The organism is Clostridium luticellarii (genome assembly GCF_002995845.1).
GTDB classification, from domain to species: domain Bacteria; phylum Bacillota; class Clostridia; order Clostridiales; family Clostridiaceae; genus Clostridium_B; species Clostridium_B luticellarii.
This window is the reverse complement of the sequence record NZ_PVXP01000027.1, coordinates 24,146-40,233: the sequence shown is the minus strand read 5'-3', so window position 1 is coordinate 40,233 and position 16,088 is coordinate 24,146. Positions and strand designations below refer to the sequence as shown.

The window sequence follows — 16,088 nt, the reverse complement described above, 5'->3', positions numbered from 1 at the left end:
TTATTATATTATATATTCAGTAAAAGTTCAATTTATATTATATGCCGTATTTCACTATGATTTTTAAATACTCTGTCCTTTATAAGTTTATTTACACTATATGATAAATAAACCACATAAAAGACTTTAATATTCAACTTAAAGTGGTTTATAATTAGTATTAAATATTATAAGCCAATATCAATACGAAGGAGATTAAGTAAATATGATAAGAAAATTTGAAAATTACGTTCCTGAAGTGGATAAAAGTTGCTTTGTAGCTGACAATGCGGAAATTATAGGGAAAGTTAAAATTCATGAGGATGCCAGTATATGGTTTGGGGCTGTGCTCAGAGGTGATGTAAATTATATATATGTGGGAAAAGGAAGCAATGTACAGGATAATTGCACTCTGCACACCAGTGGAGGAATGAATCCTGTAGAAATAGGAGAATATGTAACTGTAGGGCATAATGCCATAATACATGGAGGCAAAGTTGGAAAGTACTCTCTAATTGGCATGGGTTCCATAATTCTGGACAATGCTGAAATAGGGGAGCAGACAATAATAGGAGCTGGAAGCCTTGTAACTAAAAATAAGAAGATACCTTCTGGAGTGATGTGTATGGGATCACCGGCAAGAGTTGTGAGAAAGCTTACAGAAGAAGAAAAGGAGTTTCTCAAAAAATCAGCAGAGGGATATATTAAAAAAGCTGAAAGCTATAAGTAATATGTAGCACTTATTTTATAGATGAAGTATAAGATATAGTGTTAATAATATTTGGAGATTGTATAATAATGCCCAATTTTAAATTAGGTTCCAGAGGAAATCAGGTAATGCAGATACAGGCTACTTTGGAAAAAATTGGGTACAACCCGGGACCTATAGATGGAATGTATGGTGTACAGACGGAAAATGCAGTTAAAAACTTTCAAAGAAACAACGGGTTGATACCAGACGGAATAATAGGTGAAAATACTTACAGAATACTTCGAAGTTTCATGCTGGGATATGATGAATATACCATCAGACCAGGCGATACATTATATAGTATAGCCAGAAAATATGGAACTCAAGTTTATAGAATAATAACCGCCAACCCGCTTGTAGAGCCTTTTGGATTGATTCCTGGAAATACAATCAAGGTACCATATAGTATAGATGTGGTTGATACAAATATAAATTATACTTATGATGTACTGGAAACTGATCTTAGAGGACTTAAAGCCAGATATCCATTTATAGATTTTGGAAGTATAGGACAAAGTGTGCTTGGAAGGCAGCTTTATTATGTAAAACTTGGAGTAGGGCAAAATCAAGTGTCCTATAACGGTGCCCATCATTCTCTGGAGTGGATAACAGTACCTCTTCTGATGAAATTTATAGAGAATTTTGCCAGATCATATTCTGAAGGTACAAGTATAAGAGGATATAATATAGGTGATATATGGAGCAGAAGCAGCATATATATAGTACCTATGGTAAATCCTGATGGAGTAGAACTTGTTTTAAACGGACTCAGCAGTGACAATCCTTTTTACAATGATCTCATAAGGTGGAACAGGGGCAGCACCGACTTTTCAAAAGATTGGCAGGCAAATAACAGAGGGGTGGATATCAATCATAATTATAATGCCAGCTGGCAGCTTTCAAAGGATGCAGAACCCTCTTATGGTGTGTACGGTCCTGGACCTACCAGATATTCCGGGCCTTATGCGGAATCAGAACCGGAAACCAGGACCATGGTTGCATTTACCAATAATCATAATTTTAGACTGGTGCTGGCCTACCACAGTCAGGGAAGGGTTATCTATTGGCAGTATGATGATTTGACACCTCCGGAATCAAGGCGCATAGCAGAGCTGTTTTCTAAGGTGAGTGGATATAGCTTGGAGGAAACCACTGGTATAACATCATATTCAGGGTATAAGGACTGGTTTATACAGGATCATGGGAAACCAGGCTTTACTATAGAAGTAGGCAGTGGAACAAATCCTCTTCCCATAAGCCAGTTTGATGAAATATACAGTGAAAATGAGGAACTTTTACTGCTTGCTTCGGTTATATAGCTGTTCATTTAAATCAAGGATTAAAAGTAAGGAGTTAAGAGCAGAGGATGATTTTAAATAATATAAGAAAATCATTTAAAGCTCTAAACTCTATTTATAAATGTCTACCAAAAGACCGCTTATATCATCTATAGTGGCAGCTACATTCAGATTTTCCTTTTGATCCTTCATCAGCATTTCAGTAAGATCCTCCAATTTTTTATCTATAGTATCTACTGTTATAAAATACTGTGTCTGCCAGAAACTTATATCTTTTTTAACGTTGTACATATGTTTTAAGACGGATTCAAGATATTCCTTTATCATTTTTTTGTAGAGTTTTACATCTGAATAGCATTTTGTTACAGATAATCTATTTCCCCTTTTTTTGATTTTATCAAACATATTTTTAAGCTGCTCTTCTGATTTTTTTTCCATCTGAGAGTTAAAACTTTGGGAAAAATCTTTTTTTACTTTTATGTTTTTGCTTTTCGAAGAATGTGGAGAAGTTCCACCAACTCTAGAAATTTCCATAATATTCCTCCAGACTTTTATTTAAAGTATTTAATGCATTATACTTATTATATATAATATTTTTAAAAAAACATAGTAAGTGATAATAATTTATTTAAATATGTATAAGACTGTGGTATTATCAAAAAATAAAAAGCAGGTAGGTGATTTTATGTGGTTTGAAAAAGGTGTGGATGAAATAATAAAAGAATTGAATACGGATAAGGTAAACGGACTTACGTCTGAAGAAGCTGTGACTAGAAGAAACAAATACGGACCAAACAGGTTGACGGGAAAAAAGAAAAAATCCATTTTAAGACTGTTGTTTGAACAGATAAATGATGTACTCATATATATTTTACTGGGAGCAGCTGTAATTTCTGCACTTCTCAATGAAATAAGTGACGCAGCTATCATAATAATTGTAGTTATATTGAATGCAGTGATAGGTCTGGTTCAGGAGTCGAAAGCTGAGAAGGCGCTTGAATCTTTGAAAAAACTTTCCTTTCCCAAGGCACTGGTCAAAAGGGATGGGAAAATTCTAGAGATATCTTCTGAGGATGTGGTAGCGGGAGACGTGGTGATTTTGGAAGCAGGCAAATATGTACCCTGTGATTTGAGGTTGATTGAAACTGCCAACTTAAAGATAGAAGAATCGGCTCTTACCGGAGAATCTGTGCCTTCACAAAAATATGCAGAGGATATATCCCAAAATGAAAATACAGCTCTTGGGGATCAGAAAAATATGGCATTCATGTCCACAATGGTTACCTATGGAAGAGGCGCAGGTATTGCCGTAGCTATAGGTATGGATACGGAAATGGGTAAAATAGCAAAAATGCTCGATGAAAATGGAAAGAATTTGACACCGCTGCAGGTAAAGCTGGCGCAGCTTGGTAAAATGCTGGGATTTGTAGTTCTTGTAATATGTATTCTCATGTTTGGTGTGGCCTTAATACAACATAGGGATCTGTTTGAGATGTTTCTGACAGCCATAAGTCTGGCAGTAGCTGCTATTCCTGAAGGGCTGCCGGCTATGGTAACCATAGTCCTTGCAGTGGGAGTGCAGAGGATGATAAAAAGAAATGCTATAATAAGAAAACTTCCAGCTATAGAGACTCTGGGCTCTGTAAATATAATATGTTCCGACAAGACGGGAACCCTGACTCAAAATAAAATGACAGTGACAAAATTTTATGCTGATGGCATTTTGGATGATGTGTCCCGGCTTGATATAAAAAATGATGTCCATTCTAGTCTCGTGAGGGATATGGTGCTCTGCAGCGATGCAACCTACTCTGGTGATTCAAAAACCGGAGATCCAACGGAAATTGCATTGATTGAACTGGGAGTCAAATTTAACATGTATAAGGATGATGAAAATAAGCTGCATTCCAGAAAGAATGAGATACCTTTTGATTCCGACAGAAAACTTATGACTACACTGAATAAATTTGGTGACAAATTCAATGTAATTACGAAAGGTGCTGTGGACAATTTAATTAAGATCTGCACCCATATATACATGAATGGCAGTGTAATCCCATTTAGTGATGATCTGAAGTCAAAGGTTATGGAAGCTTCTGATGTAATGTCAAAGGAGGCACTTAGAGTACTTGCAGCGGCTTTTAAAGTGGTGGATTCAGCTAAAATTGAAATTGATTCCATGGAAAAGGATCTGACTTTTGTAGGTCTGGTGGGAATGATAGATCCTCCCAGGGAGAATGTGGAGAATTCTATAGAAGAGTGCAGAAAATCAGGTATAAGAACAGTTATGATTACAGGAGATCATAAAAATACGGCTTTTGCCATAGCAAAAAAGCTTGGTATAGCAGAGGATCTATCACAGGTTATACTGGGACATGAATTTGATAGATTATCTGACAGGGAAGCTGAGGATAAAATTGATAACCTGAGGGTTTTTGCCAGAGTGTCTCCGGAGCACAAAGTGAATATAGTAAAGACCTTGAAGAAAAAGGGAAACATAGTGTCTATGACAGGAGATGGTGTAAATGATGCACCTTCTTTAAAAGCTGCTGATATAGGTGTAGCTATGGGAATTACGGGAACAGATGTGGCCAAGGATGCTTCAGATATGATATTGACGGATGATAATTTTTCAACTATTGTAGAAGCGGTAAAAGAAGGAAGAAATATCTACAATAATATAAGAAAATCCATAGTGTTTCTTCTCTCCTGCAACATAGGAGAGATAGTGGCATTATTTATAGGTATAGTTCTCGGATGGCCTTCAGTGCTAAGACCTATTCATCTTCTCTGGGTAAACCTTATAACGGACAGTCTTCCAGCATTGGCTCTGGGTGTAGACCCGGATGATCCTGATATAATGAAAGAAAAGCCCCGTGATGCAAAAAAAGGGTTGTTCTCTGGAAGAATAGGTGTATTCTTAATAGGAAACGGTATTCTAATAGGCATAATCACTTTAAGTGCTTTTTATATAGGAAACCTGGTATATTCCAATTCTCTAATGCACGCACAGACCATGGCCTTTGTGGTGCTCAGTGTATCCCAGCTGTTTTATACCCTGAGCATGAGGCACAGTGAAAAATCCATATTTGAGATCGGGGTTTTTACCAATAAATATCTGATTGGTGCCATAATACTTGGAATAATACTTCAGAATATAGTCATTACAGTGCCGTTCCTGGCATCTGTATTCAAGGTGTTTAGACTTACAATCCAGGATTGGCTGTTTGTACTTTTATTATCTATAATACCTCTTATTGTAAATGAAATTGGGAAAGTAATTTACAATAAACTGGAGAAAAAGTAAATGTCACCTTTAACTGCCTTCTATGGGAAATAATTTTTTCAGCTTTCTATACAGTGTCATTCTTGGAATTCCCAAAGTTTCAGCTGTCTTTGATTTATTGAAATTATTTTTTATAAGTGTATCCATTATAATCTTACTTTCAGTTTTATATATGGAGTTTTTTAAAGGCTTATTCTGAGTGGTTTCATTTGTATTGCTTTGACCATAGTTTTTTAACAGGAATTCAGGTAAATCGTCTTTTGTTATAACTTCACCTTTGGAGGTCACCATTATTCGTCCAATTATATTTGTAAGCTCCCTTATGTTGCCGGGCCAGTCATAGAAGTACAGAACCTTTAGTATATTATCCGGGAAATACTTTTTTATATTGTATTTTTTATAAAATTTATTTTGTATGGATTTTACTAAAACTGTTATATCACCTTTTCGGTCCCTGAGAGGAGGAATTTCAAGATTTAAAAAATTGAGCCTGTAAAAGAGATCCGTCCTAAAAGTGCCTTGCAGCACTTTTTCCTTTAAATTGCAGTTGGTGGCGGCTATTACTCTCACGTCTATATTTAATATTTTATTGCTGCCTATACGTTCTATTTCATTTTCCTGCAGAACTCTCAGTAATTTAGCCTGAAGAGGAAATGGTATCTCGCCTATTTCGTCTAAAAATATAGTTCCGCCATTTGCCAGCTCAAATTTTCCACATTTACCTTCCTTGGAAGCTCCGGTAAAAGAGCCGCTGCTGTATCCGAATAATTCAGATTCCGCAAGGCTTTCCGGTATTGCAGCACAATTTACTCTTATAAATGGATTAAGTCGTCTTTTGCTTTTATTGTGAATAGCATGGGCAAACATTTCTTTGCCAACTCCACTTTCACCGGTTATAAGAACAGTAAAATCCGTATCTGCAAATTTTTCTGCTGATTTCTTACACAGCTTTCCGGCAGACGAATTCACCAAAATGTCATTAAAAGTATATTTTGAACGAAATGATGCATTTATGGTGTTGAATCTGTCAAGTGCATTCTCGTTTGATTGAGGTATGAACAGACTCATGCCTCCTATCAATTCATAATTTTCGAAAAGAGGTATGCTGTGGACGACAATTTTTTGTTTACCGTTAAATCCATAGGTATTTTCTATTCTGGGGATTCCTGTTTTAATTACATCTGGCAGCTTGGAATTGGGTATAATATCTCCCAGAAAAGTTCCCTGCATATCTTTTAATGTAATCTGAAAATACTTCATGAAAGCAGGGTTTATGTCTAAAATATGGCATCCTTTATCTACAAACACAACTGGCAGTGAAATATTGCAGAATATCATAGAATTTATTTTGTTTAAATACTTTTCTAAATCTTTTTTTGAAATTTGCTCATACATGCTTTAATATCACCTTTTTTAAATGTACACTGTATCAATGTGTGACAATTTTATTGTAACATATTGATACATATAATTTCAACTTGAAGAAATAATGAAATAAAAATGAGATTGGTGAATTTATATATTCCATATTTAGACATAATAATATAAAAAAACTTAAAGTTAGAAAATTCAAATTTAATATTATGAATCAAATTTACAACTATATCTAATAGATTGTATATATTATGATGAAATAAAGAATTTATTATATTTATCATATGAACGTTAGTTTGAAGTGTTTTTTTAAATGATTGGCACGATAAATGCTTGCTTAATTAAAACATTGGAATCAAGTTTCCATAATTTAAAAAGGGGTGAAGAAGTTTTATGAAATTTACATCAGTTGAATGCTTTCTCATAGTAATGTTGTTTTTGCTAATAGGGGAAGTTGTATCACAAAAGACGAAGGCCTATGTTCCTTCAGTATTTATCTCTGCTGTTCTATTTTTAATAGGATTTTGGACATTTGTGCCCAAGGATGTAGTTGTACAAGCATCTTTTGGAAAAGAATTTATACAAGTTGCCATGGGGCTGCTTCTTGTACATCTGGGTACTCTTATGAGCCTTAGAAAATTGATAGATCAGTGGAAGGCAGTAGTGGTGGCAGTATGCGGTGTGTGTGGAATTATGGCTTTGACTATGACCATAGGACTGCTGCTGTTTGACTGGCATACAGTCGTAGCTGCGACACCACCTCTAACTGGAGGAATAGTGGCAGCACTTCTTATGTCTGAGGGATTGAAAGCTCAGGGTATTACCACCCTTGCTGTTCTTCCTATAGCAATGTTTATAACCCATAGTTTCTTTGGATATCCAATTACTTCCTGGTGCTTGAAGAAAGAGGGGAGACGGGTTATAAAAGATTTTAGGGAAAATGGTCCTGATCCTAAAGTGTTAAAAGGAGGAAGTATGTTTCAAAGTGAAGAAAATGAGAGGAAAAAGCTTATACCTGCACTTCCTAAAGCTTATCAGACAGCTCCGGTAATACTTTTTAAAGTAATATTGGTGTCCATGATTGCAGGTTGGTTATCTAATTTAACCGGTGGAGCTGTGAACCAGTATGTAATATGTCTTGTACTTGGAGTTATTTTTTGTGAACTGGGATTTTTAGAAGAGCAGTCTCTTGTTAAAGCCGGGGTTTTTAAATGGCTTATAGCTGGACTTTTGGCTTATGTATTTTCTCAGTTGTCTACTGTTACTCCAGGACAGCTTTTGGGAATAATAGGTCCAATAGTTGTACTTATAATATTGGGAATTCTGGGTATGTTTATAATGTCAATGCTGGTGGGAAGACCTCTTGGATTTTCAAAAGAAATGGCCTTTGCCTGTGCACTTACAGCGCTTTTCGGATTCCCGGCCGATTATGTTATAACTACAGAGGTATGTAAGTCTGTAGGCAGTACGGATGAAGAAAGAAATTATTTAGTAGATATATTACTTCCTAGGATGCTGGTAGGCGGCTTTGTAACAGTATCTATTGCATCTGTAGTTATAGCAAGTGTGTTCTTGAAATTATTATAAATTATTTATAAAGTGGGGCGCTTATAGTATGCAAAATGACACATTGAATAGGGCGAAAGATATTAAAGAATGGTTAGTTGATTTAAGACGTGATTTTCACAGGCATCCTGAACAGTCACTTAAAGAGTACAGAACTTCTAAGATAATTGCAAAAAATCTGACGGATATGGGAATAAAAGTAGAACATATTGGTGAGACAGGTATCCTGGGCATATTGGAAGGAAGTTCGAAAGGAAAGGTTATTGCACTGAGAGCAGATATGGATGCATTGTCTGTAACGGAAAAAACGAGTCTTCCTTTTTCCTCAGAAAATATAGGGTATATGCATGCCTGCGGACATGATTTCCATGTTTCTATGCTTTTAGGGGCAGCAAAATTGTTATCTGAGAGAAAAGACGAATTAAAAGGTACTGTTAAATTTTTGTTTCAACCTGCAGAGGAAATTGCAGAAGGGGCCAAGCAGTTGATACAGGGAGGAGTTCTTAAAAATCCAGATGTAGATTATATTTTTGGCATGCATGTATGGTCTGATGTGCCTGTAAATAAGATAGCCCTGCAGGAAGGACCGATTATGGCAAGTGCAGACAGCTGGAAGTTAAAGGTACTCGGTAAATCGTGTCATGGTTCTGCTCCGTGGCAGGGAGTTGATTCCATAGTCTGCTCTTCTGCAATAGTTCAAGGTATACAGAGCATAGTGAGCAGAGTAAATGATGTAAGGAGTCCAATAGTAATAAATATAGGCACTATAAGAGGTGGGGAGAGGTTCAATGTAGTTCCTGGTACTACTGAGATGGAAGGAATGAACAGGACCTTCAACGCTGATATTAGAAAAGAACTTCCAAAGTGGATGGAAAAGATAATTAAAAACACCTGCGAAGCCTATGGGTGTGATTATGAATTTAATTATACTTTTAAATGTGCTGTCACTGATAATGAGCCGCAATATACTAGAACAGCCATAAATTCCATAAAGAAATTCATGGGTGAAGAGGGAGTTATAAGTATAAACAGGATAATGGGTTCAGAAGATTTTTCAGAATATCTGGAGAAAATTCCAGGTTCATTGATGCTTCTTGGTGGAAGAAATGAGGAAAAGGGATGCAATTACTCTCATCATTCCAATTATTTTAATGTAGATGAAGATGCTCTTCCTATAGGGACTGCGGCTTATACTCAAGTAGCTGTTGATTTTCTTTCCTAGTCTAAAAAAGTTGTATGCAATTCTAAATGAATTGCATACAGCTTTTATTCTATAAGCCTTGTTCCATCTTCGTCCTGGGAGATTAAATTTTTTTTCATAAGTCCTCCCAGAGCATTTTTAAAATAATTTTTGCTCTCATGGAAGATGTTTTTTATATCTTCGGGAGAACTCTTGTCATTGTAAGGCATAAATCCATGGTGAGATTTTAAATAATTGAGTATGGTATCCTCCAGGGATAATCTCTCGTATTTTGGAGATTTTCTAGGTGTAAGTCCTAATTTACCGTCCTCATAGATTTTTTTTACTCTTAAATTCAATTCATCACCTATTTCCAATTTTGTGAAGTATTCATTGTTTAATATAACGCCTTTATATTTTTTGTCTACTGCTACCATGGCACTGTGGTTTGTCTGAAACCCATAGACTATGCCTTTTACCTCTGCGCCAGGGCCATATTTCTCGTTTTCAGCTTCCACCTCAAAAAGATATTTGTCTATGTCTGTAGTTGCCGCTATTCTATTCGTTTTATCTATATATAGATAAAAGGGGTAGTATTTTCCCGGTTCCAGCTTATATTTTTGTTCTGATATTGGAACCAGTACATCTCTTTCCAGACCTATATCTATAAAGCAGCCGAAACTGACCCTGGATACGGTTTTTAACAGTGCAATTTCACCTGCTTGAGCCAGTGGTGATTTGAGAGTGGCAATTGTCCTGTCCTCTGAATCCTTGTATATAAAGGCATTGACTTCATCTCCTATGGAAAGCTGGTTTCCCGGAGTATTTTTATTTGGAAGAAGTACATCATCTGAGGTAACACCTGTTTTAGCATCTAAGTAATATCCAAATTTGGTTTTTCGGATTATTTTTAATTGATTGAATCTGCCTAGTAATATCACTTTTGTCTCACTCCTAATTTTTCAGAATACAAATATCAAATGCCGTATTCTGAACTCTGATATTTAATATGGTTTGAACTGTGCTCAGAAATTATTATATTTCACCGTTTATTATATACTATTGGAAGCAATGATGCCATCGGTGATTTTAGGGTTTCATGATAAAGCTTTCGCTTACTGAACTTTAATTGCATTGTGTATTGCAGAAGCAGTTAGTATCTGAAGTTTGTTTTAGTAGAGGATCCTTCCACGGAAACATGTACATCCATATGAAGCTGGCTTTTCTGAAATATATTGTTTGAGTTTTCTCTGGGGTATCTTCTTTTAAAATCATCTTTGAGATAAAATATATCCAAATCCTTTTCTTTGTAATCTTGAAATATTTTATTGCAGGCATAGGCTATGTTTTTTTCCGCATTGGCCTGTATTTTTTTTACTGTATTTTCATCTAAATTGAGTTTGTTTTGAGCTTCGGATATACTTACTTTTACATTGATTATCTTTTGCACTGTCAATTTTTTTCCACTGTAATACATTCGTGTTTTTGTATTATTTTTTATTATCTCCAGGCCTATGAATTTGGAGGGAATATCCGGGTTGGTTACTTCCAGAGAGCTGCCTTTTATGTTGTTGAGTAGAAAATTATAACCCAGTACATCAGTCCTTCTCAATGTGTCCACCATCTTGTAATTTGTGATTATGGCTCCATCACCAATTTCTATTTTATTTTCCGGCTGCTCCTGTTTTATCTCCAGCATGGGAATTACAGATGTTCTGCAGTCGCTGTTCATTGAATCCAGAAAATCGTTTAAACTTGTCATTACCTCTCTGGAAGATGAAGGGATGTTCTTTATCAAATCATGGATAAAAACACCTATGAATTCCTGACCCTTTAATTTTACATTGATAAAAGTGTCTGCGCATCCCTTTATTATGGCTATATTGGATCTTATGACAAATTCCTGATCTCTTTCAAAGAAGTCTATGAAATCTTTCATATCCTGGGCAGCGGCTTTTTCAGTAAAAAAAATTCCCATATTCTGAGTGAAATTCAATTTGTAGTTGGAAGATAGGTTTATATCCCTCAGGGTCTCAAACATGGTTTTTCTTGAACCCCTGAAAAGAATCCTTTCCTCGCCGCCGGCACTTCCGGCGGAACTTTTTTGAGGCCGAAAAGCCTCTATATAGATTATGGGATTACCCTGGCTGTCTACATCTACAATACAGGCTGTAGCAAATATAACCTGGTCGATATCATTGTAATTGAAGCACCCATTGAGAAAAAGTGTACATATTACTAAAAAATAACAGAGAAAATTTTTCATTTAGTATCATTCCTGTTTAAATTATTTTTGGATATATTGGTCAATTTTTTTCTGTATAGAATGTCCTTGTAACTTAGCTTTTCTTTGGTCAATACAGGGGTGATATAGGGATATCTGCAGCTGTCCAGGGAAGCTATATCCGATATCATCATGAATAATCCCATAAAGAATCCCAGCATTCCAATCAAGGAGGATAAAAACAGTATTATATAACTCCATACAAGTATGGGGCCATATAATTTAGGAGTCAAAAAAGAGGATATAGCTGAAATAGCCACTATTATTACCGTAGTCTGGGAAGTAAGTCCGGCACTAACTGCTGACTGGCCCAGTATAAGAGCTCCTACTATGCTCATGGACTGTCCTAAGGGCTGCGGAAGCCTTATTCCAGCTTCTCTTAGAAGCTGAAAAAAGAATGACATCAAGTAAACTTCTATTACAGTTGGTATGGGGACATCTGCTCTGGAAGATGAAAGCCTGAAAACAAATATAAGGGGTATAAATGAAAAATGATAGGTGGTAATAGCTATGTACAATCCCGGCAGAAGCACTGAAATACCGAAAGCAGCTATTCTTAGTATTCTGAGGATGCTTGTATAGTAGGAATTTAAATAATAATCGTCCGCCATCTGGAAATTCTCTATAAAAAAATGGGGAGCACTCAGTGCGAAAGGAGTACCATCCACCAGTACAATTACATGCCCTTGGAGTATTTTGGAGGCTGCAATATCGGGTTTTTCGGTATACCCTATTGTATCAAAAATGGTTTTGGGGTTTTTAAGCTGTTCTTCCAGGTAATTTGTATCCAGAAGAAAATCTATGTCTATTTTACCAAGTTTGTCGTTGATGTATTTCAATACTTTTTGGGGGGCCAGGTCCTGTATATATAAAAGTGCCACAGTGGTATTGGAGATTTTACCCATGATCTTGTACTCAATTTTTAATTGTGGGCTTTTTATTCTCCGCCTTATGAGGGATATATTGTCCAGCAAAACTTCATTGAAGCCTTCCCTGGGGCCTTTTATCACTGTCTCAGTGGAAGGGGTGGATATAGATCTTCTGTTGAAGCCCTTGGTGTCACAAAATATAACACTGTCATAAAAATCAGACAGGATTACTACATCACCCGATAAAATGTGCAGAAGGGCATCGTCTCTGGAAGTCACATCTCCAATGGAATTACTGTAGAGGATCCGCTTTTTTATTATTTCTGAATCGGTAATCAGCCTGCTGTTTTTTATAAGGGGGGCTATTATATACTGGCTTATGAATTTTGAGTCGCACATGTCGTCTATGAACAGCAAGTATATAGTTCCACGGTTACATTTTATTTCACGGCGTTTTAAATCCGAGTTGTTATTCAATTTGTCATTTATATAATTCCAATAATCATTCATGTTTTAATCACCAGATATATTATCTGTATTTTCTTGAATAACATTCATGGTTTAGCAGATAATATTTGTATGTAAAATTTAGTGTGAATGGAGATTATTTATGGATAAGTTCAGCTTTAAACATATATTTTTTATAATATCCGCCCTGTCCATAGCCAGTTTAAAAACTTATCCTCAGATATTTATGAATATTTCCGGCAGAGACAGCTGGGTGGTTGTTATAATAACCTGTATAATAATGCTGGTTTACTTTGACTATCTGATAAATATATGTATAAAAAATAACTGCTACAGCCTGCGTGAAATATTTATATCGTCTTTTGGAAATTTATTTGGAAATGCATTTTTAATCGTATTTGCAGCGGTGGTTTTTTTATCTCTGGTAGAAAGTGCCTCCGTGGAGTCAAATGTAATACACACCAATTTTTTCATAGAGAGTCCAGTCTGGTATATACTTCTGTTTGTAGTGTTACCAGGGCTTTATACGGTTAAAAGAGGCAGATATTCTGTAATGGCAGTTATTATGGCATGTATAGCAATTTCCATATTCAATGGAATAAACCTGGGTATTTTAACGTCGCAGTTCAAAGATTATAAAAGACTGTTTCCCTTATTTGAACATGGAATTGGCGCCAATTTTTTTTTATCTATTTTGAAATCCATAGGCATGTATTCATCGATTGCCATTTCACTTCCCTATCTGAGCCAGCTGGACATAAAAAAAGGCCTTAGAAAATACTCTTTTTTAGGAAATTTATTTGTGGCTCAGATGATAATTGTGGCCATAATAGGAGTGCTCGCCACTTTTGATGTGGAGAGGGCCAATGAAATTGCCTATCCCAAGCTTGTGCAGACTCAGCTCATATCTTACTTTGGATTCATAGCAAGCGGCGAGTTCTATGTGATATTTCAATTGATAGCCGGTTGGTTCTCAAAATATATAACTACATTTTTTGCACTTGTTTTAATTATGAGAGAATTTAAGCTGGATAAAGTTATAAATTCAAATATTTTTTTAAGTACAGCCGCCGGTGTGATCTATATAGCATCTTACATGATCTCCAGGAATCTGTTCACGCTTTTTAAATTCTTGAATATATATGTGTATATATGTGCAGCGGTACTGTTTTTTGGAACCTTGGCGGCTTTTACAGTATTTAATATAAAATCCGGAAAAAATATGAGTGGTAATTAAATAATATTGTATAATCTGCAGATAATAAAATAACAACTTTCAAAATAAATTATGTAGGCAGGTGTGATGATGAGTAATGTATTTAAAAGCCTGGTTTCTCTGATTACATATAAGCATAAAAAGGAAATACAGGAATTTTATATACCCAAAGCGGATAAAAACGATGGAGCCGACAGTTATAATTATGATTCAATGAGAATAAAAAACGGATCTAAAAAAAACAGCGATGAAAAAATTCAAGTGGACATCGATTCCAATATAAAATTTATTGAGCAGGAATTTCATTATCCCATAAATCAGGATATTATTGTAAAGAAAATTAAAATTGCAGGAAAATACAATGCTTTCATAACTTATTTGAAGAATACTGTAAACAATAATTTTGTAAACAACTTTATAATAAGGCCACTTTTAAATTATAAAAATTACGATGAAGGTGAAGATGAAAACGAGTCCGGCTCAAATGCAGATAGAAATCAGGAAGAAATAAATTTTATATTGAACAACGTGATTGAAATCAACAATATGAAAACTGTAAATAATCTTAAAGATGTCATATATGAAATAACCTATGGAAATACGGGAATATATATAGAGGGATGTAATTATTACGGGTTCTGCATTACCGGGGATTTTGCAAAAAGACAGGTAGATAAGCCACAGACGGAGGGATCGGTAAAAGGTTCTTATGAAGCTTTTACCGAAAATTTATCCACCAATGTGGTTCTTGTAAGAAAACTTATAAGGAATAAAGATTTGATTACGGAGAAGTTGAGAGTAGGGGCCAGCAATAACAATGAGTGTGCAATTATGTACATAGAGGGTATAACCAACCCTGCAATAGTACAGGAGGTAAAGAGGAGAATCAACAGCATAAAAACGGACTTTATATCCGGCACTGGAATGCTGGGGGAATATATTTCAGATGACAGCTGTTTTTTGATACCAACCGTTCTGTCAACGGAAAGGCCGGACAGAGTATGTTACTATATTATGGAAGGAAGGGTGGCCCTTATCTCCAACGGAACTCCCTATGTGCTGGTTCTTCCAATTACATTTTTCACTCTTTTTCATACCTCTGAGGACTATATTTTAAAATGGCAGTATGGACTTTTGCTGAGATTTATGAGAATATTCGGGATAATTGTATCTCTGCTGCTGCCGGGGATATATGTGGCTCTTGTAAATTATCACCAGGAGATGATACCTTCCTCTCTTTTGATTGCCATTGCCAGATCCAGAGAAGAAGTGCCTTTTCCCACAATTGTGGAGGTTATATTCATGGAGATTTCCTTTGAGCTCATAAGGGAAGCGGGTATAAGAATACCGGGTATTCTGGGAAATACCATAGGAATAGTGGGAGCACTCATAATAGGTCAGGCTGCTGTACAGGCAAATATAATAAGCCCTATTTTAATTATAATAATTTCTTTTACAGTGCTTGGCAATTATTCCATACCTGATTTCAGTCTGACCTACGCCACCAGGATGATCAGAATCATGTTTATTTTCCTTGGCTATGTATTGGGACTTCTTGGTATATGTATAGGAATAGTTTCCGATATTGTCATATTGTCAAATATGAAATCCTTTGGTGTCCCCTTTCTTTCTAATTTTCCACCCAAGACCAGCAAAAGCAAGGATACCGTTTTGAACTATCCTATTTGGCGGCAGAAATTTAGACCAGATGAATTGAATGCTATGGACTCAAAAAGGCAGCCTGAAGATTCCAGGGGATGGATGAATCAGGATGCCAATGTTAAAAAGAATAATAAAAATACTTAAAGCAGGTGGAA

General features: G+C 35.7%; 12 protein-coding genes. 7 read left to right on the top strand and 5 right to left on the bottom strand.

Features of this window, described 5'->3' with window-relative positions; genetic code table 11:
• Positions 1 to 205 precede the first annotated feature (205 nt).
• Both CLLU_RS10195 and CLLU_RS10190 read left to right on the top strand, forming a co-directional pair.
• On the top strand, positions 206 to 709 hold the full coding sequence (locus CLLU_RS10195) for a gamma carbonic anhydrase family protein (RefSeq protein WP_106009641.1): 504 nt from the start codon (positions 206 to 208) through the stop codon (positions 707 to 709).
• Positions 710 to 777: 68 nt separating this feature from the next.
• Positions 778 to 2,049: a M14 family metallopeptidase gene (locus CLLU_RS10190; RefSeq protein WP_106009640.1), complete on the top strand. Its 1,272-nt coding sequence runs from the start codon at positions 778 to 780 to the stop codon at positions 2,047 to 2,049.
• A gap of 90 nt (positions 2,050 to 2,139) precedes the next feature.
• Here CLLU_RS10190 and CLLU_RS10185 read toward each other — a convergent pair whose 3' ends face one another.
• Positions 2,140 to 2,562: a YaaR family protein gene (locus tag CLLU_RS10185; protein WP_106009639.1), complete on the bottom strand. Its 423-nt coding sequence runs from the start codon at positions 2,560 to 2,562 to the stop codon at positions 2,140 to 2,142.
• A 151-nt stretch (positions 2,563 to 2,713) separates the two neighbouring features.
• Here CLLU_RS10185 and CLLU_RS10180 point away from each other — a divergent pair, with 151 nt between their 5' ends.
• Positions 2,714 to 5,335 carry a calcium-translocating P-type ATPase, PMCA-type gene (locus CLLU_RS10180; RefSeq protein WP_106009643.1) on the top strand — a complete coding sequence of 874 codons (2,622 nt, stop codon included), beginning with the start codon at positions 2,714 to 2,716 and terminating at the stop codon, positions 5,333 to 5,335.
• Positions 5,336 to 5,344: 9 nt separating this feature from the next.
• Here CLLU_RS10180 and CLLU_RS10175 read toward each other — a convergent pair whose 3' ends face one another.
• Positions 5,345 to 6,709 (bottom strand): sigma-54 interaction domain-containing protein, encoded by a 1,365-nt coding sequence (locus tag CLLU_RS10175; RefSeq protein WP_106009638.1) that lies wholly within the window; start codon positions 6,707 to 6,709, stop codon positions 5,345 to 5,347.
• Between the two features lie 372 nt (positions 6,710 to 7,081).
• On the opposite strand from CLLU_RS10175, the gene CLLU_RS10170 reads away from it, so the two are divergent.
• Both CLLU_RS10170 and CLLU_RS10165 read left to right on the top strand, forming a co-directional pair.
• Complete coding sequence (locus CLLU_RS10170) at positions 7,082 to 8,275, top strand: hypothetical protein (protein WP_106009637.1); 1,194 nt, start codon at positions 7,082 to 7,084, stop codon at positions 8,273 to 8,275.
• A gap of 28 nt (positions 8,276 to 8,303) precedes the next feature.
• Positions 8,304 to 9,476, top strand: a complete 1,173-nt coding sequence (locus CLLU_RS10165) for a M20 metallopeptidase family protein (protein WP_106009636.1) — start codon at positions 8,304 to 8,306, stop codon at positions 9,474 to 9,476.
• A gap of 44 nt (positions 9,477 to 9,520) precedes the next feature.
• Here CLLU_RS10165 and CLLU_RS10160 read toward each other — a convergent pair whose 3' ends face one another.
• The 3 genes from CLLU_RS10160 to CLLU_RS10150 form a co-directional block, all read right to left on the bottom strand.
• On the bottom strand, positions 9,521 to 10,375 hold the full coding sequence (locus CLLU_RS10160; protein WP_106009635.1) for a CvfB family protein: 855 nt from the start codon (positions 10,373 to 10,375) through the stop codon (positions 9,521 to 9,523).
• A gap of 212 nt (positions 10,376 to 10,587) precedes the next feature.
• A complete protein-coding gene (locus CLLU_RS10155; protein ID WP_106009634.1) occupies positions 10,588 to 11,700 on the bottom strand; it encodes a Ger(x)C family spore germination protein in 1,113 nt (370 codons plus the stop codon).
• The gene (locus CLLU_RS10150; RefSeq protein WP_106009633.1) at positions 11,697 to 13,097 is read right to left on the bottom strand and encodes a spore germination protein; all 1,401 of its coding nucleotides are present in this window, start codon (positions 13,095 to 13,097) and stop codon (positions 11,697 to 11,699) included. The genes CLLU_RS10155 and CLLU_RS10150 overlap by 4 nt, the downstream gene beginning before the upstream one ends.
• Before the next feature lie 100 nt (positions 13,098 to 13,197).
• Between CLLU_RS10150 and CLLU_RS10145 the strand changes: the two genes are divergently transcribed.
• On the top strand, positions 13,198 to 14,292 hold the full coding sequence (locus tag CLLU_RS10145; protein ID WP_106009632.1) for an endospore germination permease: 1,095 nt from the start codon (positions 13,198 to 13,200) through the stop codon (positions 14,290 to 14,292).
• A 69-nt stretch (positions 14,293 to 14,361) separates the two neighbouring features.
• Positions 14,362 to 16,077, top strand: coding sequence for a spore germination protein (locus CLLU_RS10140; RefSeq protein ID WP_242977552.1), 1,716 nt, complete (start codon positions 14,362 to 14,364; stop codon positions 16,075 to 16,077).
• The last annotated feature ends 11 nt before the right edge of the window (positions 16,078 to 16,088 follow it).

Excerpts from the sequence above, each read along its gene's own strand:
- CLLU_RS10195 (WP_106009641.1), top strand. The coding sequence starts at position 206 with ATGATAAGAAAATTTGAAAATTACGTTCCTGAAGTGGATAAAAGTTGC.
- CLLU_RS10190 (WP_106009640.1), top strand. The coding sequence starts at position 778 with ATGCCCAATTTTAAATTAGGTTCCAGAGGAAATCAGGTAATGCAGATA.
- CLLU_RS10185 (WP_106009639.1), bottom strand. The coding sequence starts at position 2,562 with ATGGAAATTTCTAGAGTTGGTGGAACTTCTCCACATTCTTCGAAAAGC.
- CLLU_RS10180 (WP_106009643.1), top strand. The coding sequence starts at position 2,714 with ATGTGGTTTGAAAAAGGTGTGGATGAAATAATAAAAGAATTGAATACG.
- CLLU_RS10175 (WP_106009638.1), bottom strand. The coding sequence starts at position 6,709 with ATGTATGAGCAAATTTCAAAAAAAGATTTAGAAAAGTATTTAAACAAA.
- CLLU_RS10170 (WP_106009637.1), top strand. The coding sequence starts at position 7,082 with ATGAAATTTACATCAGTTGAATGCTTTCTCATAGTAATGTTGTTTTTG.
- CLLU_RS10165 (WP_106009636.1), top strand. The coding sequence starts at position 8,304 with ATGCAAAATGACACATTGAATAGGGCGAAAGATATTAAAGAATGGTTA.
- CLLU_RS10155 (WP_106009634.1), bottom strand. The coding sequence starts at position 11,700 with ATGAAAAATTTTCTCTGTTATTTTTTAGTAATATGTACACTTTTTCTC.
- CLLU_RS10150 (WP_106009633.1), bottom strand. The coding sequence starts at position 13,097 with ATGAATGATTATTGGAATTATATAAATGACAAATTGAATAACAACTCG.
- CLLU_RS10145 (WP_106009632.1), top strand. The coding sequence starts at position 13,198 with ATGGATAAGTTCAGCTTTAAACATATATTTTTTATAATATCCGCCCTG.
- CLLU_RS10140 (WP_242977552.1), top strand. The coding sequence starts at position 14,362 with ATGAGTAATGTATTTAAAAGCCTGGTTTCTCTGATTACATATAAGCAT.